Origin of the sequence: Alteromonas sp. LOR, assembly GCF_000753865.1 — a bacterium.
Classification (GTDB): Bacteria; Pseudomonadota; Gammaproteobacteria; order Enterobacterales; family Alteromonadaceae; genus Alteromonas.
In genome coordinates, this window is the sequence record NZ_JQFW01000049.1 from 73,418 (window position 1) to 96,474 (window position 23,057).

The 23,057-nt window shown below is 44.8% G+C and carries 24 protein-coding genes; 7 read left to right on the forward strand and 17 right to left on the reverse strand.

Annotated features, from left to right (window positions below; translation table 11 throughout):
* The 4 genes from mutL to JV36_RS0114010 all read right to left on the reverse strand — a co-directional run bounded on the left by mutL (position 1) and on the right by JV36_RS0114010 (position 5,534).
* The gene (mutL, locus tag JV36_RS0113995; protein WP_032097707.1) at positions 1 to 1,956 is read right to left on the reverse strand and encodes a DNA mismatch repair endonuclease MutL; all 1,956 of its coding nucleotides are present in this window, start codon (positions 1,954 to 1,956) and stop codon (positions 1 to 3) included.
* 92 nt (positions 1,957 to 2,048) lie between these two features.
* A complete protein-coding gene (locus JV36_RS0114000) occupies positions 2,049 to 3,410 on the reverse strand; it encodes an N-acetylmuramoyl-L-alanine amidase (protein WP_032097706.1) in 1,362 nt (453 codons plus the stop codon).
* A 58-nt stretch (positions 3,411 to 3,468) separates the two neighbouring features.
* Positions 3,469 to 3,951, reverse strand: a complete 483-nt coding sequence (tsaE, locus tag JV36_RS0114005) for a tRNA (adenosine(37)-N6)-threonylcarbamoyltransferase complex ATPase subunit type 1 TsaE (protein WP_032097705.1) — start codon at positions 3,949 to 3,951, stop codon at positions 3,469 to 3,471.
* 80 nt (positions 3,952 to 4,031) lie between these two features.
* Complete coding sequence (locus JV36_RS0114010) at positions 4,032 to 5,534, reverse strand: bifunctional ADP-dependent NAD(P)H-hydrate dehydratase/NAD(P)H-hydrate epimerase (protein WP_032097704.1); 1,503 nt, start codon at positions 5,532 to 5,534, stop codon at positions 4,032 to 4,034.
* 6 nt (positions 5,535 to 5,540) lie between these two features.
* On the opposite strand from JV36_RS0114010, the gene queG reads away from it, so the two are divergent.
* Positions 5,541 to 6,698, forward strand: a complete 1,158-nt coding sequence (gene queG, locus JV36_RS0114015; protein WP_032097703.1) for a tRNA epoxyqueuosine(34) reductase QueG — start codon at positions 5,541 to 5,543, stop codon at positions 6,696 to 6,698.
* A 54-nt stretch (positions 6,699 to 6,752) separates the two neighbouring features.
* Here the strand turns inward: queG and JV36_RS0114020 are convergent, their stop codons facing one another.
* The 3 genes from JV36_RS0114020 to nudC form a co-directional block, all read right to left on the reverse strand.
* A complete protein-coding gene (locus JV36_RS0114020) occupies positions 6,753 to 7,289 on the reverse strand; it encodes a hypothetical protein (RefSeq protein WP_032097702.1) in 537 nt (178 codons plus the stop codon).
* 75 nt (positions 7,290 to 7,364) lie between these two features.
* Entirely contained in the window at positions 7,365 to 8,456 is a 1,092-nt protein-coding gene (hemE, locus tag JV36_RS0114025) for a uroporphyrinogen decarboxylase (protein WP_052010364.1), read from the reverse strand.
* A 298-nt stretch (positions 8,457 to 8,754) separates the two neighbouring features.
* Positions 8,755 to 9,588 carry an NAD(+) diphosphatase gene (gene nudC, locus JV36_RS0114030; protein WP_081926633.1) on the reverse strand — a complete coding sequence of 278 codons (834 nt, stop codon included), beginning with the start codon at positions 9,586 to 9,588 and terminating at the stop codon, positions 8,755 to 8,757.
* 735 nt (positions 9,589 to 10,323) lie between these two features.
* Between nudC and JV36_RS0114035 the strand changes: the two genes are divergently transcribed.
* The 4 genes from JV36_RS0114035 (at position 10,324) to JV36_RS0114050 (ending at position 13,003) form a co-directional block, all read left to right on the forward strand.
* Positions 10,324 to 10,797 carry a transcriptional repressor gene (locus JV36_RS0114035; RefSeq protein WP_032097701.1) on the forward strand — a complete coding sequence of 158 codons (474 nt, stop codon included), beginning with the start codon at positions 10,324 to 10,326 and terminating at the stop codon, positions 10,795 to 10,797.
* Positions 10,787 to 11,251, forward strand: coding sequence for a chemotaxis protein CheX (locus JV36_RS0114040; protein WP_032097700.1), 465 nt, complete (start codon positions 10,787 to 10,789; stop codon positions 11,249 to 11,251). The genes JV36_RS0114035 and JV36_RS0114040 overlap by 11 nt, the downstream gene beginning before the upstream one ends.
* Positions 11,241 to 11,678 carry a secondary thiamine-phosphate synthase enzyme YjbQ gene (locus JV36_RS0114045; protein ID WP_032097699.1) on the forward strand — a complete coding sequence of 146 codons (438 nt, stop codon included), beginning with the start codon at positions 11,241 to 11,243 and terminating at the stop codon, positions 11,676 to 11,678. The genes JV36_RS0114040 and JV36_RS0114045 overlap by 11 nt, the downstream gene beginning before the upstream one ends.
* Before the next feature lie 119 nt (positions 11,679 to 11,797).
* Positions 11,798 to 13,003, forward strand: coding sequence for an OmpA family protein (locus tag JV36_RS0114050; RefSeq protein ID WP_032097698.1), 1,206 nt, complete (start codon positions 11,798 to 11,800; stop codon positions 13,001 to 13,003).
* Between the two features lie 160 nt (positions 13,004 to 13,163).
* On the opposite strand, the gene dnaB is transcribed toward JV36_RS0114050, so the two are convergent.
* From dnaB to JV36_RS0114075, 5 genes are all read right to left on the reverse strand, one after another.
* Positions 13,164 to 14,549, reverse strand: a complete 1,386-nt coding sequence (gene dnaB, locus JV36_RS0114055) for a replicative DNA helicase (protein WP_032097697.1) — start codon at positions 14,547 to 14,549, stop codon at positions 13,164 to 13,166.
* 255 nt (positions 14,550 to 14,804) lie between these two features.
* Positions 14,805 to 15,395 carry a hypothetical protein gene (locus JV36_RS0114060; protein ID WP_235207850.1) on the reverse strand — a complete coding sequence of 197 codons (591 nt, stop codon included), beginning with the start codon at positions 15,393 to 15,395 and terminating at the stop codon, positions 14,805 to 14,807.
* Positions 15,396 to 15,608: 213 nt separating this feature from the next.
* On the reverse strand, positions 15,609 to 16,613 hold the full coding sequence (locus JV36_RS0114065) for a DUF4097 family beta strand repeat-containing protein (protein WP_081926634.1): 1,005 nt from the start codon (positions 16,611 to 16,613) through the stop codon (positions 15,609 to 15,611).
* Between the two features lie 14 nt (positions 16,614 to 16,627).
* Entirely contained in the window at positions 16,628 to 17,209 is a 582-nt protein-coding gene (locus JV36_RS0114070) for a hypothetical protein (protein ID WP_032097696.1), read from the reverse strand.
* Entirely contained in the window at positions 17,202 to 17,777 is a 576-nt protein-coding gene (locus JV36_RS0114075; protein ID WP_032097695.1) for an RNA polymerase sigma factor, read from the reverse strand. The genes JV36_RS0114070 and JV36_RS0114075 overlap by 8 nt, the downstream gene beginning before the upstream one ends.
* A 133-nt stretch (positions 17,778 to 17,910) precedes the next feature.
* On the opposite strand from JV36_RS0114075, the gene JV36_RS0114080 reads away from it, so the two are divergent.
* Positions 17,911 to 18,546, forward strand: a complete 636-nt coding sequence (locus JV36_RS0114080; protein ID WP_032097694.1) for an MOSC domain-containing protein — start codon at positions 17,911 to 17,913, stop codon at positions 18,544 to 18,546.
* 13 nt (positions 18,547 to 18,559) lie between these two features.
* On the opposite strand, the gene JV36_RS0114085 is transcribed toward JV36_RS0114080, so the two are convergent.
* From JV36_RS0114085 to JV36_RS0114105, 5 genes are all read right to left on the reverse strand, one after another.
* A complete protein-coding gene (locus JV36_RS0114085; RefSeq protein ID WP_032097782.1) occupies positions 18,560 to 19,642 on the reverse strand; it encodes an MBL fold metallo-hydrolase in 1,083 nt (360 codons plus the stop codon).
* A 176-nt stretch (positions 19,643 to 19,818) separates the two neighbouring features.
* A complete protein-coding gene (rplI, locus tag JV36_RS0114090) occupies positions 19,819 to 20,271 on the reverse strand; it encodes a 50S ribosomal protein L9 (protein WP_032097693.1) in 453 nt (150 codons plus the stop codon).
* Positions 20,272 to 20,297: 26 nt separating this feature from the next.
* Positions 20,298 to 20,525: a 30S ribosomal protein S18 gene (gene rpsR / locus JV36_RS0114095; protein ID WP_012519954.1), complete on the reverse strand. Its 228-nt coding sequence runs from the start codon at positions 20,523 to 20,525 to the stop codon at positions 20,298 to 20,300.
* A gap of 11 nt (positions 20,526 to 20,536) precedes the next feature.
* Positions 20,537 to 20,938, reverse strand: a complete 402-nt coding sequence (rpsF, locus tag JV36_RS0114100; protein ID WP_032097692.1) for a 30S ribosomal protein S6 — start codon at positions 20,936 to 20,938, stop codon at positions 20,537 to 20,539.
* Positions 20,939 to 21,117: 179 nt separating this feature from the next.
* Positions 21,118 to 22,290 (reverse strand): GAF domain-containing sensor histidine kinase, encoded by a 1,173-nt coding sequence (locus tag JV36_RS0114105; RefSeq protein ID WP_032097691.1) that lies wholly within the window; start codon positions 22,288 to 22,290, stop codon positions 21,118 to 21,120.
* 343 nt (positions 22,291 to 22,633) lie between these two features.
* Here JV36_RS0114105 and JV36_RS0114110 point away from each other — a divergent pair, with 343 nt between their 5' ends.
* Positions 22,634 to 22,921: a YebG family protein gene (locus JV36_RS0114110; RefSeq protein WP_032097690.1), complete on the forward strand. Its 288-nt coding sequence runs from the start codon at positions 22,634 to 22,636 to the stop codon at positions 22,919 to 22,921.
* The last annotated feature ends 136 nt before the right edge of the window (positions 22,922 to 23,057 follow it).

A 23,057-nucleotide genomic window follows, 5' to 3' on the forward strand; every position in this document is an offset into this window, starting at 1 on the left:
TTATTCTCCCCACGCTTTTAGTATGTCGTTTATCGAGCGCACTTTAGCAAATTGCTCAATATATTCCCATTGTTTAGACAGACTTTGCTGCTCCAACCAGTACCATACTGCCGCTGACGATTGTTCATCAATATCTTCTTTTGGGATAACGACGTTATCGGCGATGCTTTGAGGCGTTGTTAGCGAGGCACACAGCAGGTGTTCAAACCACTTTATCCAAGGCAAATGCCTGCAGCCTGCCGGCACTTGTTGCAAGCGATACTTTCCCGCCACTTTGTTGATGTCAAAGTGCAGTTGTGACAGCACGTCCAGCGTAGATTGGGTTACGTTGTCGGCATGAATTGCCACCGGCATTAGTAAGGGCTGTTCATGCTGGGCCTTACAGAATAGTTCTGCTAACCATAACCCAATGAGGTTATCTGCAGAGAGTAGGAATACGCTATCCTGTTTTGGATACAATCTGTGCATGGCGGTAAGACTTGTGTACGCCAGCCCGTCTAGCCCACTATCGTTTTGGTGTAGCCCATTTTGATCAAGCCCGCTCTCGTTTAACCTGTCTTTGTTTGGCGTCATTAAGGCGTTGAACCCAGCCTGATAAGCTGCAGAGGGCCCTTTACTTTGCCGTTGAAATTGTGCCATTCGGTTAGCTGAAGGCGACCCACTTCTCTCGCCAGCACCTGGCGTACCTTCACCTACTCTATCTGGATACGAGTGAGATGGACCTGTATGCAATTGATGAGCAGAACCCGAATTGTCATTGGCGTGAGGATTCTCAATGTGTGCATGCTCAGTATGCGCATGTCCAGTATGTAAGACAGGGGAGCGTGAATTGGCTGTGTCTAACGGGCGGATGTAGCCATGCTCCACTTTGGGATTCATGTAATCGGAAGGTTGTTCGCCGCCAACTTGGCTCTCGCCATGGTGCTGGTGATTGGGGTCGCTTGGGTCGCTGGTGTCGTTGTTTAACGCGTATAATGCGTCGCAAACGCTTTTACATATAAAATCATGTACCAGGCGACTTTGTTGAAATCGCACTTCGTGTTTTGCGGGATGAACGTTTACGTCGACATCTTTTGGATTCAAACTCAGGTAAACAACAAAACTGGGTTGCTCAACCACGCCCCACACGCTTTCATAGGCTTGGCGAATAGCGTGAGTAATAAGCTTATCTCGCATTCCTCGACTATTTACAAAGCTAAACTGACAGTCGTTGCTGCTTCTTAGCATAACTTCATTGCCTAGCCATGCATCAATAATCAATCCGTCGTACTGCGTATTAATATGCACTGCATTTTGAATAAATTTTTGACCCACTACTGCAGCAATACGACGCTCCATACTGCCCGCTTTATCAGCGATATACCGCTTAATGACCTTGTCGTTGTGCCTAAGAATGAAAGAGACGTGAGGGTAGCTCAACGCCACACGTTTAATCACCTCTTCAATATGCTGAAATTCAGTTTTTTCCGTTCGTAAAAACTTGCGCCGGGCCGGCGTATTATAAAACAGATCAGCAACATCGATTGTGGTTCCCACAGGGTGTGCGGCCGGTCTAACCGCCACCGACATATCTCTGCCTTCACAATAGGCTTCCCATGCTTCGCTTTGCGACTGTGTTTTAGATGTAAGCGTTAGACGCGTTACTGAGCTGATACTAGCGAGCGCTTCACCACGAAAGCCCAGTGAAAGAATTTGTTCTAAATCGTCCAGCGTCGATATTTTACTGGTTGCGTGGCGACTCAATGCAAGCTGTAGTTCATCTTTCGCAATACCGCTGCCGTTGTCTTTAATGCGAATTCTTTTATGCCCGCCCTTTTCAATATCGATCTCAATTTTTGTAGCACCAGCATCGACACTGTTTTCGAGCAGTTCTTTAACAACAGACGCAGGCCGCTCTACCACTTCACCAGCGGCAATTTGGTTTGCAAGTTGGGGCGATAAAAGCTGTATTGGCAAGGAAACCTCTGTCTTGAAAATAAATAGGCGTTGTTTTGTTAATCAAGCATTGCGATGGCGAATGATGAACAACGAATAAAAAGTATTGTTTCTTAGGTACTGGGGATAGTTAACACTTGCCCGATGCGCACAACATCGTTACGCAAGTTGTTCGCTGCTTTAATACTGCTCACTCTTACGTTGTAACGCTGAGCCAATAACGATAGCGACTCTCCGGAGCGAACACGGTGGGTTCGATTTTTTGCTTTTTCAGCAGCCCACAGCGTCCCATCTGGAGGAACCTGTCTAAAGTAGCGCTTAGCCGCATTGAACATGGCTTTTGCTAATCGCTCTCGATATTTAGACCAATTGAGATTCTTTTCTTCTTGAGGATTTGAAATAAACCCAACTTCCACCAAAATTGACGGGATATCTGGTGATGTTAACACCGCCAAACTCGCAGCCTGCGGCTTGCGCTTGTGCAATGACGTTACGGCTTTCAACTCTTCTATTACTTTGTTGCCTAAATCGTGGCTTGTTGCCATGGAATGGTCCATAGAAAGTCCCAATATAGTTTCAGCTAAATAGCGCTCACTGGACTTATCACTTATGACTTCAGCGGCACCGCCAAGCAACTCCGAGTGTCGCTCGGTTCTTTCCATCCAGCGTCCTAGTTCTGTGTCAGCTCTTCGCATGGACAGCACCCAGACTGAGCCACCGCGAGGCTGTGGCTGGGTAAAGGCGTCAGCGTGAATGGAGATGAGTAAATCCGCTTTTTTCTGTCGTGCAATTTCTGGGCGTTTATTGGGTGAAAGGTAATAATCGCCAGTGCGCGTCATAATGGCGCGCATACCATCTTCTGCATCGACCATAGCTTGAAGCCGTTTGGCAATACTCAGGGTTATGTGCTTTTCAAACGAGCCAGCGGGACCAATTGAGCCAGGATCTTGGCCGCCATGTCCCGCATCAATGGCAACGATGATGTCGCGGTCGCGAGTACTGCTAGATTCATCAATAATCACACGCTGCTTGGAAGACGAAGTGGCTGAAGAGGAAGCTGGCTTTTGTGCAACTTCGGGCGCACTATCGGCTAAATCAAGCACAAGTCTATGGCCGTAGGACTTATTTGGCGCTACTGCAAACAATGAGGGGGCGGCATTGCGGTTTAGCTCTACGACAACACGTGCAGAAGTTGCACGTTTAGGTGTTGAGTAGCGAAGCTTTCGAACTAAGCTGCCACTATTTTCAACCGAAGAAAGTGCGAACGTATTCGCAGTATTTTTGAAGTCTATGACCACTCGCAGCGGCTTTTTGAGTGTGAAGTAGGTAAAATCTGGTGCAGAATCTACGTCAAAGACAATACGTGTTTTGGTGGCCTCTGGTGATACTCTTACACCATTAATCGTGTTTTGTGCAGCACTGACAACTTGCGCCATAAGACACAACATTAAAACCGATATTATACTGCGCACCATAATTTGCCTTTACGTCTTCACTCTCACGTGGATTACACAAGATGTGATTTTATCGTTTTTATATACGTTTACATTGCTGGAGCAGCTTGGCACCAAGTGCAGATTTTGACTCTAAAACAAACTGCCTACCCGATGGCGTTGCGTTTATATTAATCACTAAGTCAGGGGATGCCAAGTACTCTCCCCCCTTTTGTGACCATTCAACAAGTGCAATCGCATCACCGCCAAAATAATCGCGTATGCCCATAAACTCTAATTCTTCAGGATCTGACAACCGATATAAATCAAAATGATATATATTGACGCTGTCTAACTCATAAGGTTCAACCAGTGTATAGGTAGGACTTTTAACACTACCTGAATGACCAAGTGCCTGAATAAAATATCGGCTAAAGGTAGTTTTTCCAGCGCCGAGGTCGCCATTGAGAAAAACGACCACATTTGCGGGCAATTGGCTAGACACTGCTTGAGCAAGGTCTTGAGCTAGTAGCGATGTATCATCAACATCGCTAGCAAAATAGGAGGACTGCGGGTAAGACATCTACGTTATTCCACTGAAACTAAACTGTGCAGTAAATATCTTACAAACCGCAAATCAGGAAGGCCTTATTACAAAGGCACTTATTTGTGGTTTATCAAGCTACGAACCGCATCATAAAAATCACTCGCTATCATACCACGTTGTCCATACTGTTGGGCAATATCGTCGCCCGCTTTTGCATGCAGTACAACGCCGTACTTAGCCGCAATATCGGTCTCTACCCCTTGAGCGAGTAACGCGCCTAAAATACCGCTTAGTACATCGCCACTGCCAGCGGTTGCCATGCCAGGGTTACCGTGTCGACACACCCACGTCTTTTTCTCGTTGTCGATTAACGTACCTGCACCTTTGAGCACACACACCGAATGGTAGCGCTGTGAACACTGGCGAGCATAGTTAAACCGGTCGCTTTCAACGTCATCTATGGACACGCCTAACAAACGAGCGGCTTCCCCCGCGTGGGGGGTAAGAATACTTTGCGATAGCGTGAACGCCGTAGACTGCTTGCACAGTATATTTAGCGCATCAGCATCAATAACAATAGGCTTATTCGTCTGTTGGCAATGCTTAAGCGTGGTTGAAAAGGCGTCTTCAGCCCACTCATTCTGACCAAGCCCAGGGCCGATAACCACACAACTTGCCCACTGAAGAGCATCGTCTAACTGGCTATCGGTCACCATTAATTCAGGGCGACCAGCGCTTACCTGCACAACGGAAGATTCGTGAGTATAAACACGCACCATACCCGCACCACTTCGAAGCGCCGCTTCGCCCGCTAAACGAATGGCTCCGGCAGTGCCCTTATTACCACCTATACATAGCAATCGACCATAGGTGCCTTTATGACTGTGCACGTCCCGTGGTCCCATGCCTTTGAAATGGTCTATGTTTAGCATGGTAGCGCTCGCCTTTGCTAACGATTGAAACGCGTTACCAATGCCTAAATCAGCATAAACCAATTTACCACAAGACTGCTTACCCGCTCCGGTTACTAACCCAGGCTTGATGCCGACAAAAGTCACCGTAATATCAGCTTGCACACAGCGACCTAGGCTTTGGCCGGTATTGGCATCTAAACCAGAGGGAACATCAACACTCACCACAGGGGTATCGCTACTGTTTATGGCATCGATAACATCGGCAAACTCGTTTCTGATGTAGCTATTAATTCCCGTGCCCAATAGCCCGTCAATGATCACATCGGCTCGCTCAAGCAGTGATGCATCGAAACATTCCACAGCGCCACCTGAGTCAACCCATCGCTTTTGCGCGAGTCCGGCATCGCCTTCTAACACTCGCTCAGGCTCAATAGCACACACAAACACTTGCTTACCTGCAAGCTTTGCGTTCATTGCGGCTATGTAACCGTCTCCCGCATTATTGCCCTGACCCACAAGAACAAGATAGACATCGGAGTTTGGAATGAGCTCTAAGCATTGCTTAAAAACCGCGTCTCCCGCGCGCTGCATCAATGTGAACATGTCACAGTTTGAATTAGCAGCAGCTAACTTTTCATTTTCCCGAACTTGGTCGGCTCGAAATAGTTTGTATGATAAACTTGACGTGAGTTGAGTATCTAGCATGAGAAAATGTCCGCAATTAATTCTATTGATCTCGTTGAGTTAACCCACAATATCAAGGCTTGGGGAGCTGCGCTAGGCTTTCAACAGGTTGGTATCAGCGATATTGATCTACATCAGCACGAGGCTCATCTACAAGATTGGCTAGACAACGACTACCACGGTGACATGCACTTCATGAAAGCTCATGGCATGAAACGGGCTCGGCCAGACGAATTGGTGCCCGGTACGCTAAGAGTAATCAGCGTGCGAATGAATTACCTGCCTCCCGATGCATCTTTTGCCAAACACCTTAAAACCTCAGACATTGGCTACATCAGTCGCTATGCGCTTGGGCGAGACTATCATAAAGTGCTCCGCAAGCGACTTAAGCAACTGGGTGAGAAAATTACTGCTGCGTTAAGTGCTATCGAATATCGTGATACTGAATATCGGCCTTTTGTAGACTCTGCCCCTGTGCTAGAGCATGCCATTGCCGAAAAAGCTGGACTAGGCTGGACCGGAAAACACAGTTTAACGCTGAATAAAGAGGCCGGCTCTTGGTTCTTTCTAGGCGAACTTTTTATCAACCTGCCGTTGCCTACCGACTCTCCTATTGAAGAGGGCTGTGGAAGCTGTACAGCCTGTATGACTATTTGCCCAACCAATGCCATTGTAGCCCCTTACAAAGTGGATGCGAGACGATGCATTTCCTATCTTACTATTGAGTCAGGCGAAGATATTCCCGAGGAACTTAGACCCCTGATGGGCAATCGTATTTATGGTTGTGATGATTGCCAGCTTGTTTGCCCTTGGAACCGCTATGCCGATGTTACAACTGAAGAAGATTTTCATCCAAGACAAGTACTGCACGGACAATCCCTCTTAACCTTATTTTCTTGGAGTGAGGAAACCTTTTTAGCCAACACACTGGGCTCACCTATTCGCCGCATTGGGTATGAAAAATGGCAGCGTAATATTGCTGTTGCTATCGGTAATGCTGATTTTAGTGAAGATAATATAGCGCTATTAAAGGCACAAAGAGGAATGGTAAGCGAGCAAGTTGATAGGCATATTGATTGGGCTATGACTCAACAAACTGCAAAAGAACATCACCAAAGAAACGAACAGCGCAAGCAACAAAGGCTGATCAGAGTTATCGAGAAGGGACTTGTGCGAGACGCCTAGCTAAAAATTATTCGCTCGGGCATGTTCACAAGGTAAGCCCACTTAATCGTGTTCTCAAGCGCTTTTGGTTAACGGGTTTTTAACCGAAGTTGTTTGTTCTTGGGAAACGGTTTTATCTGTCTGTTGTTTATGAGGCATAAAAGTAGCACTAAATTTTACCACTTCGGTTTGTAAAGCCTCATCTGATGATTCCATTACCCCAAACGTCCACCATGTAGGATTTGGAAGACTTTTTACTGCATCGTTGAGCTCATCTACCGTGCCAATAAATACACCCACAATCTCGCAAGCGACTTGAGTACAGGCGATATTATCAAGGGAGAATAGTTGCTCGTACGGCGATGTATCAAAAAAGTGAAGCAAATCTTTATGAGCCGCCGACACATCAGCGGTCTCTCTTACTTCTTTCACTTTATTGATAGGCTTTATAATTTTTAGCTCGCTGGTTTGTGTAGAACGAGAACGCGCTAAGACATCGCTTAGGCGTTCGTGTTCTACTTTTGAGTGATCTAGTTTCTGTTGATAAGAGACCACCTTAAAACCGGCAATAACAGAAAAAGCGACAAGCAGCACTAACAGCCAGGTTTTCATCGTTTATCCTTTTTCACCTGCTAATGATTAGGGCGTGTTGACCCAGCCTGCTGATTTATTTAAACAGAATTAAGGCTATTTATGGTACTGCTTGCTTAACTTGTGCACAGAGTCAACGAAGACACCTGCATTTTCAGGCGGAACGTCTAAATGAATACCGTGGCCTAAATTGAACACATGACCAGAGCCTTCTCCGTATCCTTTCAAGATGGTGCCCACTTCTTCTTCAATTCGCTGAGCCGGCGCATACAGCATTGAAGGGTCCATATTCCCCTGCAGAGCAACTTTATCGCCAATGCGGGCGCGGGCTTCTTTGATGTCGATAGTCCAGTCTAGGCCAACTGCATCACAGCCAGTTGCTGCGATAGACTCTAACCACATGCCGCCATTTTTGGTAAACAAGGTAACAGGGACTTTTCGACCTTCGTTTTCTCGCGTCAACCCACTCACGATACGTTCCATGTATTGTAGCGAGAACTCTTTGTAGTCACGTGGCGATAAAACGCCACCCCACGTGTCAAAAATCATGACAGACTGAGCACCGGCAGCAATTTGCGCATTAAGATACGAGGTGACTGAATCAGCTAATTTTTCCAGTAAGGTGTGCAGTATTGCAGGCTCTGCAAACGCCATTTTCTTAATTTTTGTAAACGCCTTACTTGAGCCACCTTCAATCATATAAGTCGCTAGCGTCCACGGACTGCCAGAAAAGCCAATTAACGGAACATCGCCCTTTAACTCTCTGCGAATAGTGCGCACTGCGTTCATCACATACTGCAGTTCGCCTTCAGGATCGGGAATACCAATTTTATCTACATCGGCTTTACAGGTAATAGGCTTTTTAAAACGTGGGCCTTCCCCTGCTTCAAAGTACAGCTCTAATCCCATGGCATCTGGAATAGTTAGAATATCTGAAAATAAAATTGCCGCATCGAGAGGAAATCTTCTAAGGGGCTGCAACGTCACTTCGCAAGCTAGCTCTGCATTTTTGCACAGTGACATAAAGTCACCTGCCACAGCACGTGTTGCTTTGTATTCTGGTAAGTATCGACCTGCTTGTCGCATCATCCATACGGGTGTTACATCAACCGGCTTTTTTTCCAACGCCCGTAAATAACGATCGTTCTTTAACGCTGGCTTATCGACATTTGGAATATTTTGCGACATATAACTCACCTGATTTGAGATTAAAATTAAACGGCAAAATTATACCAGTAATTATCACTGTGTGTGTGAAAAACCTTAATTCAAACACATGCTTTCGATGTATGCGCTGCACAGAGCGATGAGTAGTGTGTGTAAATAGCGACAACCCTAATGCACAAATTTACTTGCGCTTTTAAAATACCTTTGCTATTACTATACACGCTAATAAAAAGAAGCCTCTCAGAGGACCGTGCTAAAAAAACCTAGAACCCTGCTCCGGCAGGGTTTTTTATTTGTCGCTTATTGACGACAGGGCGGGTTATTTTTCGCCTATCAACGACAACGTTTCCGCTATAAGCTGTCCAGCAATTGAAACCTTAGGCGGTATATTAGGTAGCGCATCCACGTCAAACCATTGAGCATCATCTATTTCATTTTCTTGGCACACGATATCGCCACCGTCGTATTCGGCGATAAACCCAACCATTAATGAATGAGGGAATGGCCACGGCTGACTGTTGAAGTAACGTAGATTTTTTACTTTTACCCCAACTTCTTCGAAAACTTCTCTGTGAACGGCTTCTTCAAGGCTCTCGCCGCTTTCCACAAACCCAGCCAGCGTAGAGTACATATTTGCTTCTTTGTGCCTGACCCCTTTGGCCAATAACAGCTTTTCTCCATTGTGAATGGCAACGATGATACAGGGCGATACTCGGGGATACGTGCGATGCTTACAGCGATGGCATTGCATTGCCATCTCCCAGTTTACACGCTCCATTTCAGCGCCACACTGCCCGCAAAACTTGTGGGTTCGTAAAAAATGGATATATTGCCAAGCTCGACCTAGCACAGAAAACGCTATATTTTGTTGTGTAAATAGAAGCTGGCGAAGTGAAACTCGTTCCCAGCCAGGGCTTTCAATGTGTTCAGAGCCAACGTCAACCACGTATATGGGCGCTTCGGTTACAGCAGCATCATTAAGAGGAGGCAATTCATGCACGTCTTCGTGATACGATGCGAGAAACGAAAGCTCCTCAAAGTGCGCCTCAGGCAATATAGGATCGTTCTCTCGCACCACAATTTTTCCACGGCTAAAGATTACCCATATTGCTCTGCGCTTACTGATTTCAGTACCAGATAAATTAATCATCATAGATTAAGTGCCTTCTAATTTTCTTGCTCTTGCTCATCATAATCACAAAGCTTTGGGCCTTTGCTGCTCATTTTATGAAAAACGCTGACATTCTTCACATAGCATAAACGAAAGTACGCTTACTGTACGACTTAATGATTCACATTATTTTGGATAATGGTGGATAAAATAGCCTTGGCATTTGTGTCGTAAAAGCACAGTGTTATACTGCGAGCAACGTATTGTAAAAAATAGTGTGACAGTTCAGTTTTTGCATTCCGGTTTTACGTCTCATCGGTTGTAATAAACAGAGCAAAATCTCAGGTACGGTAGATTTATTTTCGCGCCGTGCGATCCCTCACTATAGGGTTTCGTAAAAGTTGTACTTATTTTTGTATAACAGTTTTTTATAGCTGTTTTAAATAGTTGTTTTTAAATAGAAGTGACGCGGGCTACTGCACTTATGGCAGCCACGTTGAGACTGACAGGTACGCTTTTTCTCTGTGCGAGTTTATTGAAAAAATAGTGGTTACGTCAGTATCAGAACTAAAAGTATGAAAGGTTTTAGCATTGAAGTACCGCCATTAAAGAATCAATGCGCTAATTTTGTAAAAAAGCACGAAAAAGAAATGCTTAACTAAAGTGCTCTATAATATTGTTAAAAGAAGACTTTTTAATAGCCTAATTAATGGCCTAGGTGGTACCTATATAGTATATAGGTAGCTACTGTGATGGCCGAGCTAACGGTAGCGATAAATGAATAATATGACACTCATTCACAAAGCGCGTGCCTACTGCGAACAGCGCGGGGCAAGGTTTACGCCATTGCGAGAGAAAGTGTACGAAATACTGCTTGCCAAACACGGACCTATGGGTGCTTATGAGCTACTTGATTCGCTAAAAGAAACCGAGTCTAGCGCTAAGCCGGCCACCGTTTATCGAGCATTAGATTTTTTACTCGATTTTGGTTTTATTCATCGACTAGAATCTACCAACGCATTTGTAGCCTGTTATCACTTTGGGTGTAATCACCCGGTTCAGTTTTTAATCTGCGATAGCTGTGGCGATGTGGCAGAGATTCAATCGGAAGGCCTTAAGGATACGCTTGACAGTCAGGCTGAAGCACACGGCTTTCGGGTCTCTAAGCAAACTATTGAAGCACATGGACTTTGCGCAGAATGTCAGAAAACGGAAGATTCCTCACTTAAGGAGCAAGTACATGAATGCTGAATTTGTAAATCCGTTTATCGGCGGTTTACTCAACGTAATGGAAACAATGGCGCAGACCAAACTTACACCGGGCAAACCAAAGAAAAAACAAAGCGACGTGGCTAAAGGTGATGTGTCAGGACTTATTGGTATGGTAGGTCCAAACGTAAGGGGCTCTATGTCGATTACGTTTGATGAGGCGCTAGCACTTACCATCATGGAACGTATGGTAGGAGAGCGACCTGAGAAGCTTGACGCTGAAGTGGCTGATATGGTCGGTGAAGTCACTAACATGATTTGCGGAAATGCCAAACGAGACCTTGCCGAACGAGGGTACGAATTTGGTATGGCAACACCTATTGTAGTGTCTGGTCATCAGCACACAATAAGTCACCAAGTAGACGGTGCGAAAATCATTCTGCCGTTTATGTGTGACGAAGGACTCGCTCATTTGGAAATCTGCTTTGACAAATAATGTCTGGCAGTCTGAAAAAATTACACTGCCTTCTTACCCACGAGGCTTCCACCTCATCACTGAAAAAATTGTAGAAGCCATTCCTTCGCTGCATATTGTTGAGGTTGGCTTGCTGCATTTGTGGTTACAGCACACAAGCGCCAGCCTCACGGTAAACGAAAATGCTGACCCTACGGTTCGTCAAGATATGGAAGATTATCTTAACCACAGCGTAAGAGAAGACTCCCCGTATTTTAGGCATACCTATGAGGGAAGCGATGATATGCCGGCCCACATTAAATCTAGCCTATTAGGATGCGAAATAACTGTGCCCGTACAGCAAGGAAAACTTGCACTTGGCACGTGGCAAGGTATCATGCTCGGCGAGCACCGCGACAGCGGTGGAAGACGCACTATTATTGCCACACTACAAGGGACAGCAGCTTAGCCCGCATAATAAATGGCATGCTTTGTGCTTTGTCCTAGGAAACTAGTTCAAAACTAAGCTCGCAAGCACAACTATAATTATCAATTTGATAATCACTCAACGTTAAACAGGATGTGACTATGAAACACAACTTAAAATTAGCAGCGCTATCTCTTGCTGTAATGGCTTCAACAAATGCGTTTGCACAAGAATCTTCAGAACCAGATTACAAGCACTGGATTGGTCTTTCAGGCATGTACTACAATGCAGACGAATCTCGCCCTTTGTCACTCACTGAAGGCGGAACCTACGATAAGGGTCAAGGCCTTTCACTAGAATACGGCTTTCGTTTCACACAAAGCTGGGCAGCTCGCGTAGAGTTCACTGATTTAGAATTAGATAATGCAGCCGGCATCCCTGCAAATGACGCAGACGGTGAGATGGTTGGCGTTGACGCTATGTACTTCATGCCTGATGACGCCTACTTCCTATTTGCTGGTGTTAAGCGCCAATCAGTAGGTGTATCGACTACTCAAGGTAACGTCGGTATTGGTAAGCACTGGAACGTACATGAGTCTGTAAGACTTATCACAGAAATTGCCGCTTACCACGATTTTGGCGAAGACTATAACGACTACAGCGTTAAAGTAGGTATTGCAGTACCATTTGGTAAAAGCACACCAGCAGCGCCAATGGACAGCGACAACGACGGTGTTGTAAACGGTAAAGACCAGTGCCCTATGACACCTGCCGGCGTTCGCGTTGATGCAACAGGTTGTTCTGTAGACAATGATAACGACGGCGTAATGAACAGCGTTGATCAGTGTCCAAACACACCAGCAGGTACGCAAGTAGATGCAATGGGTTGTGCAATTAAAGATGCAGACAACGACGGCGTTGTAGATAGCAAAGACATGTGTCCAGATACAGAAGCTGGCGTAAAAGTTGATGCGAAAGGTTGTACTGTTTTTGACGAAGAGACGGTAGAAATTACACTACGCGTTCTTTTCGACAGTGAAAGTGCTGTTGTTAAAATGCCTAAAGATCCAGAAATTTCTGAATTTGCTGGCTTCATGAAGCAGTATCCTTCTACTACAGCGGTAATCGAAGGTCACACTTCTGCGCCAGGTACTGAGTCATACAACATGGACTTATCTGAGCGTCGTGCTGCTAACTTTAAAGACGTAATGGTTGATATGTATGGTATCGATTCTACTCGTCTAGAGACAGTAGGTTATGGTGAGACACAATTACTAGATTCAGCAAGTAACGCTGAAGCACATCGTGTAAACCGTCGCATATCAGTGACAGTTAAAGACACTGTTAAAGTAGCTGAAGAGAAGTAATTCTCAACCAGCTAACGCGAAAAGGCGCCTAAGGGCGCCTTTTTTGTGTCTGTCTTTTTTACTACTGTGTTTCAACTGACGCTCTAACTGATGCTTTGATTAATTTACAGAGCGCGGCGATTTAAGCACTAGCGGTGGTATACCCTACTCTTTAGTAGCGCTAATAATCATCGGCCATGGCGGGGCCTGCGTAATTGTCGAAGCGCGAGAACTGGCCTTGGAAAGTAAGTCGAGAGGTACCAATAGGCCCGTTACGCTGCTTACCAATAATAATTTCCGCGATACCTTTATCTTCACTGTTTTCGTGATACACCTCATCACGATAGATAAACATAATTAAGTCGGCATCTTGCTCGATAGAGCCTGATTCACGTAAGTCCGAGTTAACCGGTCGCTTATCGGCTCGCTGCTCTAGGGTACGGTTAAGCTGAGATAGGGCCACTACCGGCACCTCCAGCTCTTTTGCTAGTGCTTTTAGCGAGCGTGATATCTCTGCAATCTCAAGAGTACGATTTTCACTTAACGAAGGAACCCGCATTAGCTGAAGGTAATCAATCATGATTAGGCTGATACCGCCGCGCTCTCTGGCAAGCTTTCTTGCTCTACTGCGCACGTCCATGGGTGTTAGGCCTGAAGAATCATCAACAAAAAGGCGGTCTTTGTCTTTTAACATCGCCATCGTATTTGAAATTCTCGCCCAATCTTCATCATCTAGCTGAGCGGTTCTAATCTTTGTTTGGTCAACACGGCTTAATGATGCAAGCATACGCATCATAATTTGTTCAGAGGGCATCTCAAGACTGAATACGAGAACCGGCTTTTCTTCTGCCATCATGGCATTTTCGACCAAGTTCATCGCGAACGTGGTTTTACCCATTGATGGTCTAGCTGCAACAATAATAAGATCGGAAGGCTGCAGGCCACTGGTTTTTTTGTCTAAATCGGTAAACCCTGTTGTAACACCGGTCACCTCTTTATTTGTCTTAACCAGCTCCTCAAGTCGGTCAATAGTTTTACCTAGAACAGACTCAACATTGCGAGGACCTTCATTTTCACCGGTTCTTCGCTCGGCGATTTCAAACACTCGGCTTTCTGCTAAATCGAGAATATCGGCGCTATCTCGGCCCTCTGGGTTGTAGCCAACCTCTGCAATCTCGTGCGCAACGCCTATAAGCTCTCTGGTTATTGCACGCTCGCTAATAATTTGAGCATAAGAAACCACGTTAGCCGAACTCGGTGTGTTTTTCGCCAGCTCACCGAGATAGGCAAACCCACCAGCATCTTCAAGCTGATCGTGCTTTTCTAGCTCTTCAGATACGGTAATGAGATCGATGGGATTACTGATATTTAAAAGACGAGTTATGGCTTTAAATATAATTTGATGCGAACGATTGTAGAAATCTGTTTCAGTGACGAGTTCCGCTACTTTATCCCAACTCTCAGGATCGATAAGCATACTGCCTAAAACAGACTGCTCCGCCTCTATACTGTGAGGGGGAACCTTCAATTTTTCTATATTCTTATCGCCTTGGGGGGGAGAAGCCACGTATGAAACCTATTGTGATGAAACAAAAACAGTGAACTATTATGCGCTTTTACCACGCGTCTCTCAATAAACTTACACCGCATTCTCTGCAACAGGACAATATTTACACAGATGTTTTAAGCCAGTAATGACAACGCCAAACACCACTGTAAGTGGTATAAACCCTTTGCGTTTTCACGACCATAATACGAAAACGACTTAGGGAGAGTTGCCTCTTAGCGTACACAAAAGGTCCCGTATTGTGGAATACCGCTTTTAAATCGTTGCTTTTTCTAGGCGAAAAAACGTTCCATTAGCGGGTATAACTGCGTTATCGCTTTGCTGAATGAGCAGTGTTCTGCCTAACGTTGCAACATCAGATGCACAGGTTAGTTCAATCTTAGTGACGTCGTCCCGTGAAAAACCAATACGCTGCGGATCTACCTTATATTGTGAATAAAAGTCATCTAAACTTAACCGTTGAGTGTCGTATTCAGGCACTTCACAGGCAAATTGGTCTAGCTGAGCGGACGTGGCCGAGTAGGTGAAAGAGCTCCCAAGTACGCGACTCTTACTCGTATTTTGGCTACTTTTTTCATCTTGATAAGTATCTGTTATCACCCATGTTCCCTCATAAAAGGACGGTTCATGGATAGCGCAACCTAACGTTAATGCGCAGATGCCAAACGCGCCTATAATAAGGCTATGAAATTTCCAAAAGCGTTTAACATGTCCAATAATCTTCACTGCTGTCTCCATTATCTCTAAATCTATTGTGGCTTCCTGCAACCTATCACTGCTATCACCTTCGCTTTCACACTCGCTCTCATCATAACTGCTGCTATTTAGTACGTGTTGATCTAACACAACCTTATCGCTTTGACGTTGAGTTCAAGGAAAGCTGGGGGAGCGAAGAGAAAATCTGTACGGTTTATCTCTTAATTTGTATCAAAAAAAAAGCTGCCTTTGTGTGAGCAGCTTTTTATCTATCGATTTTTAGCGAACCACATCATGATTAATAAATGCGGACTAAATCTGATTATTCAACCTAGTAAACGAATTAGAAATGCACTAGCTTATTCACTTTTCGTCTATTTCAATTCGCCCGTGCACGGTAGAAATGTCAACGTTTGCAGAGCCACCGTTTTGAATGAAGCGAAGCCAACGACTTGGACCGTATTTCGGTTTCTTCACTTCATCGTCGCTAAGATTATTCTTGATGTTGCCGCCAGCATGGGCCTCAATGTCAAACTGCGCTGAAACACCTTGTTGAAAGGCAAGGGACATAGCACCACCAACGGAGTTTGCTTTTACTTGTCCGTTGTCGTTTAACGACATACTAGCCGTCGTCTTCCCATTAACCGTATCAATTTCTAATCTATCTATTGCTGCTAATGTAAGCTCAATACGACCATTGACCGTTTCAACCGCAACCTCTGGACTTGTTGTGTTGACGTCTAGGTCTCCATTAACCGAAGTAAATGAAATTTCATTACTGCCTGTATGCGTTACCTCTATATCACCGTTAACGGTTTCCACATCGAGGTCGCCCACTACATTTAACAACTCAATATCACCGTTTACCGACTCTACTTCAATGTGTGAACCCGAATTCTCAATGGTTACGTCGCCATTGACGACTTCAATGTCTACAGCATTTTGAATCCCTGTAGCAATGACATCAGCGTTCACTGCGGTATAGTGAAGGTCACTGCCAACAGGCGCATAAATGGTAAGCTCATCGCCATCGTTATTATTCCCATACCACTGTTTCGACTTGCGCTTTACCTCAACATGAATAACAACCACATCTCCACGCTTTTCAAAAATAAACTCTTCCGTTCGATCGCCGAGCTCCCCGACCACGCGAACCTGTGACTTGTCCCACACTTTGATTTCGGCACTGCCGTTTACGTGTTCAATATCGAGTTTTGGTGATAATGAAGTCTCAATGGTTTTATCGACTTTTTCACCTGCAAGCGCAGTAGGTGAAAGCGCGAGTAATATCACGGTGCTAAATGCTACTACTACCTTAGGTGCTGCTATCGCCTTAGGTGTTAGTCTGTTTTTCAGTTTTGCGTTCATTAGATTACCTCTTATTAAATTTGCTGCCATTTTGGCGCGTGCACTCGCTCAACTAAGGCAATTTGTTGTTGATAAACATGGTGTAGCATTTTGATTAACGCTGAATTATCAGGGTCCTCTTTTAATGCTGCTTTGATGGCATCTGCTGCCGTATCTAATTCATTTAATTGCTGCTGCCAGTCTTTTGTTAGCGCTGGCGTAGTTTCATAACTTGCGAGTAATCCCGTAATGTATTGACGCTGCTGTAAGCTTTGTGCTTCAACAAGTTCGTAGTTATTCACTGAACCATCTTTATGTGTTGAGCCCGGCGCGTTAACCAACATATCAGTAGGTTGTGATGCTGAAGGGTTACCAATAGGCGTTAAAAACCACAGCATGGAGCACACAACAGCAAACGCGGCAGCCACTGCCCACAGGCCTTTTGAGGCGAACACTGCCTGACGCCCGCCATGCTCATTGATTACAGCGCTACCTTCTGCCCCGTCATCTTGACGGGTTAACCCTAGTTCAATACCACGCCAAAGATCTCGCTCTGGCTGACGTTCTTTTTTCAATTCGTTAAGGCGCTGTAACAACTGTTTATCCGCATTACTCATCGGTACACCCCATTGCATGTTTTAAAAGCCCTCTGGCTCGATGCAGCTGTGCTTTGCTCGAGCCCACCGCCATATTGAGCATGCTGGCTATCTCTTCATGTCGATAGCCTTCTATTGCATAAAGTACGAACACAAGTCGGGCTCGTTCTGGCAACGCGCGAATATGCGTGTCTAAATCATGATCATTTGTTTCTTGAGGCGCTACAGGCTCTGTAATGCTGCTGGTCTCTATATTTAGCATGCGCTGAAACCAACTGCGCTGCTTACGCATATAGGAGATAGTGACATTCGCCGTCACGCTGTGTAGCCAAGTAGAAAATTGACTATTGCCATCGTAGCTGGCAATTTTTCTCCATAGCTGAATAAACACCTCTTGCGACGCATCTTCGGCTAAGCTTTTGTCGCCAGTTAAGCGGTAACATAGTGCATAGACGCGGCCTATATGCTGCTCGTATAGCGTCTTAAAAGCGTATTTACTGCCCGCTTTTACGTCAGCGATTACCTCGCTTTGTGATTTAGCGGTAAAAACCGCTCTGTCGCAACAAATGCGTTGGTGGCCTTGCTCCATTACGCTCTCTTTTTTGTGTACACTGTAATAGAAAATGTCAGTGTGGCACTTGTTAGTGTTATAACCTTAGTCGTAGCCTATAGTAGAAAGGTTTAAAGAAAAAAATAAGTTTTTTCAAAAACGCGGAGTCGGTATGTCAGAATTTAAAGTCAATGCACTGTTTGCAGGTCAACCAAGCCCTTTAGGGCCGAGAGGAGCACCCAGCAGTATTGTAAAAGAGCCGGTGTCTCAACTCACTGTGCATACCGATAAAACTGATGAAGATTTACAGGCAAACAAGCGCCTTCACGGTGGCCCTGAAAAAGTGCTGCATCAATATAATCCCACTAACTACCTTACCCTTCGCAAACATTTCCCCGAGGGAGAGTTTGTACCCGGCAGCATAGGTGAAAACCTGAGTGTTGAGGGCATGGACGACGCAACAGTTTTCATTGGCGATATTTGGCAATTTGGTGAGGTTCAATTACAGGTGAGTGCTCCAAGAGCGCCTTGCAGCAAAATATCTCAACGATTTGGTATATCAAATTTAGACAGATTTGTGGGTGAAAGAGGCATCACAGGTTGGTATTACCGAGTGTTAAAAACCGGCGTTATTCATCCCGGCGATGAGGTGCGTTTGATTGAACGCCAGGACAACACCGTTAGTGTGCATGAACTCATGCAGTGTACGCACACAAAAACAGATAAAGCCTTGGCAACAGCACTGTCTTCGCTCTCCGTTCTTGATGATGAATGGCGATTGAAGTGTGAAAAAATTAGCAAACGTTAAGAACTAGGTGGCCTTAAAAGGTCACCTCTTCCCCCTCATTGAGAATATACAGCGGGATGGTGTTATCTAACTGCTTGTCCATTTCTATTAACCTAAACAGTGCTGAGTGGGAGGTTTTATCACCCATTTGCCAACTCGCATTGCCATAACCCCACGGAACAATCACGCCACAGTTCAATTCCTTTGCAGCCACAAGCGTATCTTCTGGCGTGGTGTGCACATTGCGATACCATTTAGGAGACGACTCACTGAAGTACGAGGCGATAGGAAGTAGGCAAACATCGATACGACCAAATCGATCGCCGATATCTTTAAAGTGAGCTGAGTAACCAGTGTCGCCGGCAAAGAACAAGGTTTTACCGTTGCGCTCTAGCACCCAACCACCCCATAGCGCTTTGTCATTATCTTCATACAAGAAGGGCACCATTATACGACTGCTGAAATGATGGGCAGGAACAAAGTGTATGGTGGTATCGCCGAGTGCTTTTTTTGCATACCAAGCCATTTCGGTAATGTTATAGCCGCCAGTAGGAAAGTGCTCACCAAACCCTAGTGGTACTAGATAGGAGGGCATATTACCAATGTGCTCGATATCCGATTTATTAAAATGATCGTAGTGAATATGGGAATACATGACGGCGTCAGTTTGCTCTATTTCTTGTGATGATAGCGCTGAGGCAGGGTTGCGGAAAAAACCATCTGCTAATTTAAATGCCCAATTTACCGGCCAGTCAAATTGTTCAAATACGGGGTCAAACAGAAACTGCTGTCCCTCTTCGGTTGTCACCACAAAACTAGCATGCCCTAACCAACGAACGGTAAAGCCGCTATCGATAGCCAGTGACGGATTGTCACCGCGATAGACACAGTCTTCCATATCGCCTTCACACTTTATTTTGTCAGTAGGCGCATAGCAATTTGTAGTACACGTAATTGGATAGCTTGGAAAGTTAGCGTAAAGGTTGCTGAATCGCTCTTCAAATCCATCCGTGCTATCTCGCTTTATCACCGACTCTGAAGGAGCATTAGTCTTAACGTGGTTTTTTGCGGCGCATCCACATAAAAGCAATACGAGAGATAAAATGACGAACTTCATAGCGAACGTAATAGCGAGCTGCATAGCGACCTCAAAGAGAATTAATACACTGATAGTATTGTATTTATACCTTACCTAGCACAAGTATAAAAATGTAAGTAATACCAGTGTGTATAGGTGATTTTTAGGCATAAAAAAACCGCTCATAAGAGCGGTTTTTCTAATTACATGAACGCTTACGCTTCAGCAATGATGATCACTTTAATTGAAGTGGTTACATCAGAGTGAATCTGTACGTCGATGTCGTACTCACCAGTTTCACGAAGTGTACCGGTAGGTAGTTTAACCTGTGCTTTTTGTACTTCAACGCCAGCTGCAGTAATTGCATCAGCGATGTCACGTGTACCAACAGAGCCAAACAACTTGCCTTCTTCACCAGCAGGTGCAGCAATTGTAACTTCAGCCAACTCGTTGATTTTTTCAGCGTTTGCGTTTGCAGCAGCTAGCTGATCAGCAATTTTCGCTTCAAGATCGGCACGACGTGCTTCGAACTTTTCAACGTTGTCTTTAGTTGCAGGAACCGCTTTACCCTGTGGGAAAAGGAAGTTACGAGCATAACCAGACTTTACAGTCACTTGGTCGCCCAAGCCGCCAAGATTGGCGATTTTATCTAGTAGGATGATGTTCATCTAAGCTACCCCTTAAGTTCGCCAAATTACTTGTGTGAATCAGTGTACGGAAGCAACGCAAGAAAACGTGCGCGCTTGATCGCAGATGACAGCTGACGCTGATATTTTGCGCTAGTACCAGTAATACGACTAGGGACAATTTTACCGCTCTCAGTAATGTAGTTCTTAAGAGTAGCGATATCTTTGTAATCTATTTCGGTCACACCTTCTGCTGTAAAACGGCAGAACTTACGACGTCTGAAAAAACGAGCCATGGGTGATCTCCTTAAGCGTTGTCTTCAGTGGTTTCAGTTTTCTTTTCTGCGCGCTCTGTGCGAGGTGCAGAATCTTCACGACGCTCACGACGAGGCTCTTCTTTCATCATTGGAGAAGGCTCAGTAACAGCGTTTTTAGTGCGCATTACCATGTTACGCAAGATCACGTCATTGAAACGGAAAGCATTTTCCAATTCGTCAACGGCGTCAGCAGATGCTTCAGCATTGATTAGTACGTAGTGTGCTTTGTGTAGCTTTTCGATTGGGTAAGCCAATTGACGACGGCCCCAATCTTCTAAACGATGAATCTGACCACCGTCTTGCTTAAGAATAGTAGTATAACGCTCGATCATACCAGGTACTTGTTCACTCTGATCAGGGTGAACCATAAATACGATTTCGTAATGACGCATTATAGCTCCTTACGGTTGTAGCCTCGACAGTACAGCCAACTGTATGGAGACAAGGAACGAATTGGGATGGCTGTAAGGGCGCGCATTATACGCATACCGTTAAAATTGCACAAGCATTAATCACTGCCATATTTAACAGTTCTGGAGGGATGTACACTTTACTGTTATTGGGGGACGGCTTAGATAGGAATTTTCAGCGAGAATTCTGTTTTCGAGGCATCTGATTCTACAGTTAACGTTCCGTTGTGGGCGCTGGAAATTTGCGATGCGATAAAAAGCCCAAGCCCTAGGCCACCTGTATCTCGATGATTTTGCTGTCGCCAAAACGGCTGAAATAGTCGTGACATCGCATCAGGTGAAATGGCATCTCCGTGATTGGAAACTCGGACGACCAAGCTGTTATCAACAATATTCCCATTCACCTGAATCGGCCGGGTATCATCGCCATGCACAATGGCGTTTATTAAAAGGTTAGACAGTACTTGGCTAATCCGTTCAGGGTCGCAATGCACCTTACCCTTTACATTGATATCGCATTGTATATTGCACTGCTCATGCAGCAGCGTTAACTCTGACACTGTATGCAGTAAAACGCTATTGAGGTTGTCAACATACTGCGTGTTAAGGGGAATACGACTTCCCATTTTGCCATGGGTGAAATCCATAACATCTGATATCAGCCTAGACATTCTACTTGCACTGTTATCCATACGTGTTAGCACGTTTTTGGCCGTATCGTCCTGGATAATATCAGATAAAAAGTCGATCCCCATTTTTAGTGACGATAGAGGCGTTCTAATATCGTGCCCTAAAATAGCGATGTATTGCTCACGCAACTTAGCTGCCGACTGCTCGTCAAAAAGGGCCGCTTTTGTATCCTCTAGGGCCTCGCTTATTCTGATTTGGCGAGAGATGAGTGCAGCGAAAGAAGATATCTGATTAGTAATAAGTTCGGTTTTAAGCGTTGCAGGACGAGGGTCTAAACCGCAAATAGTGCCAAAAAAATTGCCGTCAGTATCGTATATAGGGTATGAGAAATAGCTTTCAAAGCCATACATTTGTGGGATCGGGCTTTGCTTAAACTCGTCATCTTCAGACGCATGTTCAATAATAATGGGCTGCTGAGAAATTCTTACCGAATTACAGAAGGTGGTTTGTATATCAAGCTTGTCACCTGGGTTCAGATTGAACTCGATACGGTCGAGTACAGAACACATAGTCCATTCTTGTTTGGTTACTCGAGCCACACAAATAAATCGTAATCCTGTTACATCCGCAAGCATTTCCATAATGTGCGGAATAACATCAATAGTTTGTATAACGCTAATATCCTTTGGGACTTTAATGCTCACGGGCAGCTTTCTCCATTTTTGAGTATTCCGTTTCTCAATCTATTCTTTATTCTCAATCTGTTTTTTACTCTCAATTTGTTTCTTAAAAGGCCATTGAAGAAAAAGCAGCATCGCCATGGAATTAGCATTGTCCCCATCCATATGGTGACACTGAACCCTACAAAATAAAAGGTGTTATTTATGTTTATGAATTGGCTGTGACGTCCCGAGTGCTCTACACAACGTACATTTTAAAAAGCGAATATTAAATATTATGCAGCGAAGAAGAATTAACCTAATAACTGTTTATTTATACAGTTAAATACTGTACAGTTTTCGAGAACTTAAAAGAAGGGGACCTACCATGGCCATTACCACACAGTATGTTGTTACGCACAAAGGGGTAGAAAAATTGGTAACTACCGACAAAAAAGAAGCTGATCAGTACGACAAGATGCTCGATGCAGCAGATAACTTAGCGCAATATATCCAAGCGAAGGGTATTGGTCTTGATGACAGCGCGTTAGAAGAACTCTCAATCTTGCTGTCTAAAAACAAAGACAAGATCAGTAAAATATTTAAGGGCTCGTCTGCTGAAAGCGTACTGGAAGACGAAAGCGCAGAAGTGGTAAAACTCAAAGCTAACGGCTAGCAAACAGCCGTTAGCACGCGTGCTTTCTACGGTGCTTGCTCCTGCCTTTATATTAAGCTGCCCTAAAGCTAGGGCTCGCTTTCTATGACTTACTATCTCAATAATCTTGATTAGGGCTGAACATCTAAGACATGTA

Bases quoted from the DNA above. Each gene is read 5' to 3' on its own strand.
- JV36_RS0114000 (WP_032097706.1), bottom strand. From the start codon at position 3,410: ATGGTGCGCAGTATAATATCGGTTTTAATGTTGTGTCTTATGGCGCAA.
- tsaE (WP_032097705.1), bottom strand. From the start codon at position 3,951: ATGTCTTACCCGCAGTCCTCCTATTTTGCTAGCGATGTTGATGATACA.
- JV36_RS0114010 (WP_032097704.1), bottom strand. From the start codon at position 5,534: ATGCTAGATACTCAACTCACGTCAAGTTTATCATACAAACTATTTCGA.
- queG (WP_032097703.1), top strand. From the start codon at position 5,541: ATGTCCGCAATTAATTCTATTGATCTCGTTGAGTTAACCCACAATATC.
- JV36_RS0114020 (WP_032097702.1), bottom strand. From the start codon at position 7,289: ATGAAAACCTGGCTGTTAGTGCTGCTTGTCGCTTTTTCTGTTATTGCC.
- hemE (WP_052010364.1), bottom strand. From the start codon at position 8,456: ATGTCGCAAAATATTCCAAATGTCGATAAGCCAGCGTTAAAGAACGAT.
- nudC (WP_081926633.1), bottom strand. From the start codon at position 9,588: ATGATGATTAATTTATCTGGTACTGAAATCAGTAAGCGCAGAGCAATA.
- JV36_RS0114035 (WP_032097701.1), top strand. From the start codon at position 10,324: ATGAATAATATGACACTCATTCACAAAGCGCGTGCCTACTGCGAACAG.
- JV36_RS0114040 (WP_032097700.1), top strand. From the start codon at position 10,787: ATGAATGCTGAATTTGTAAATCCGTTTATCGGCGGTTTACTCAACGTA.
- JV36_RS0114050 (WP_032097698.1), top strand. From the start codon at position 11,798: ATGAAACACAACTTAAAATTAGCAGCGCTATCTCTTGCTGTAATGGCT.
- JV36_RS0114065 (WP_081926634.1), bottom strand. From the start codon at position 16,613: ATGAACGCAAAACTGAAAAACAGACTAACACCTAAGGCGATAGCAGCA.
- JV36_RS0114070 (WP_032097696.1), bottom strand. From the start codon at position 17,209: ATGAGTAATGCGGATAAACAGTTGTTACAGCGCCTTAACGAATTGAAA.
- JV36_RS0114075 (WP_032097695.1), bottom strand. From the start codon at position 17,777: ATGGAGCAAGGCCACCAACGCATTTGTTGCGACAGAGCGGTTTTTACC.
- JV36_RS0114080 (WP_032097694.1), top strand. From the start codon at position 17,911: ATGTCAGAATTTAAAGTCAATGCACTGTTTGCAGGTCAACCAAGCCCT.
- JV36_RS0114085 (WP_032097782.1), bottom strand. From the start codon at position 19,642: ATGAAGTTCGTCATTTTATCTCTCGTATTGCTTTTATGTGGATGCGCC.
- rplI (WP_032097693.1), bottom strand. From the start codon at position 20,271: ATGAACATCATCCTACTAGATAAAATCGCCAATCTTGGCGGCTTGGGC.
- rpsR (WP_012519954.1), bottom strand. From the start codon at position 20,525: ATGGCTCGTTTTTTCAGACGTCGTAAGTTCTGCCGTTTTACAGCAGAA.
- rpsF (WP_032097692.1), bottom strand. From the start codon at position 20,938: ATGCGTCATTACGAAATCGTATTTATGGTTCACCCTGATCAGAGTGAA.
- JV36_RS0114110 (WP_032097690.1), top strand. From the start codon at position 22,634: ATGGCCATTACCACACAGTATGTTGTTACGCACAAAGGGGTAGAAAAA.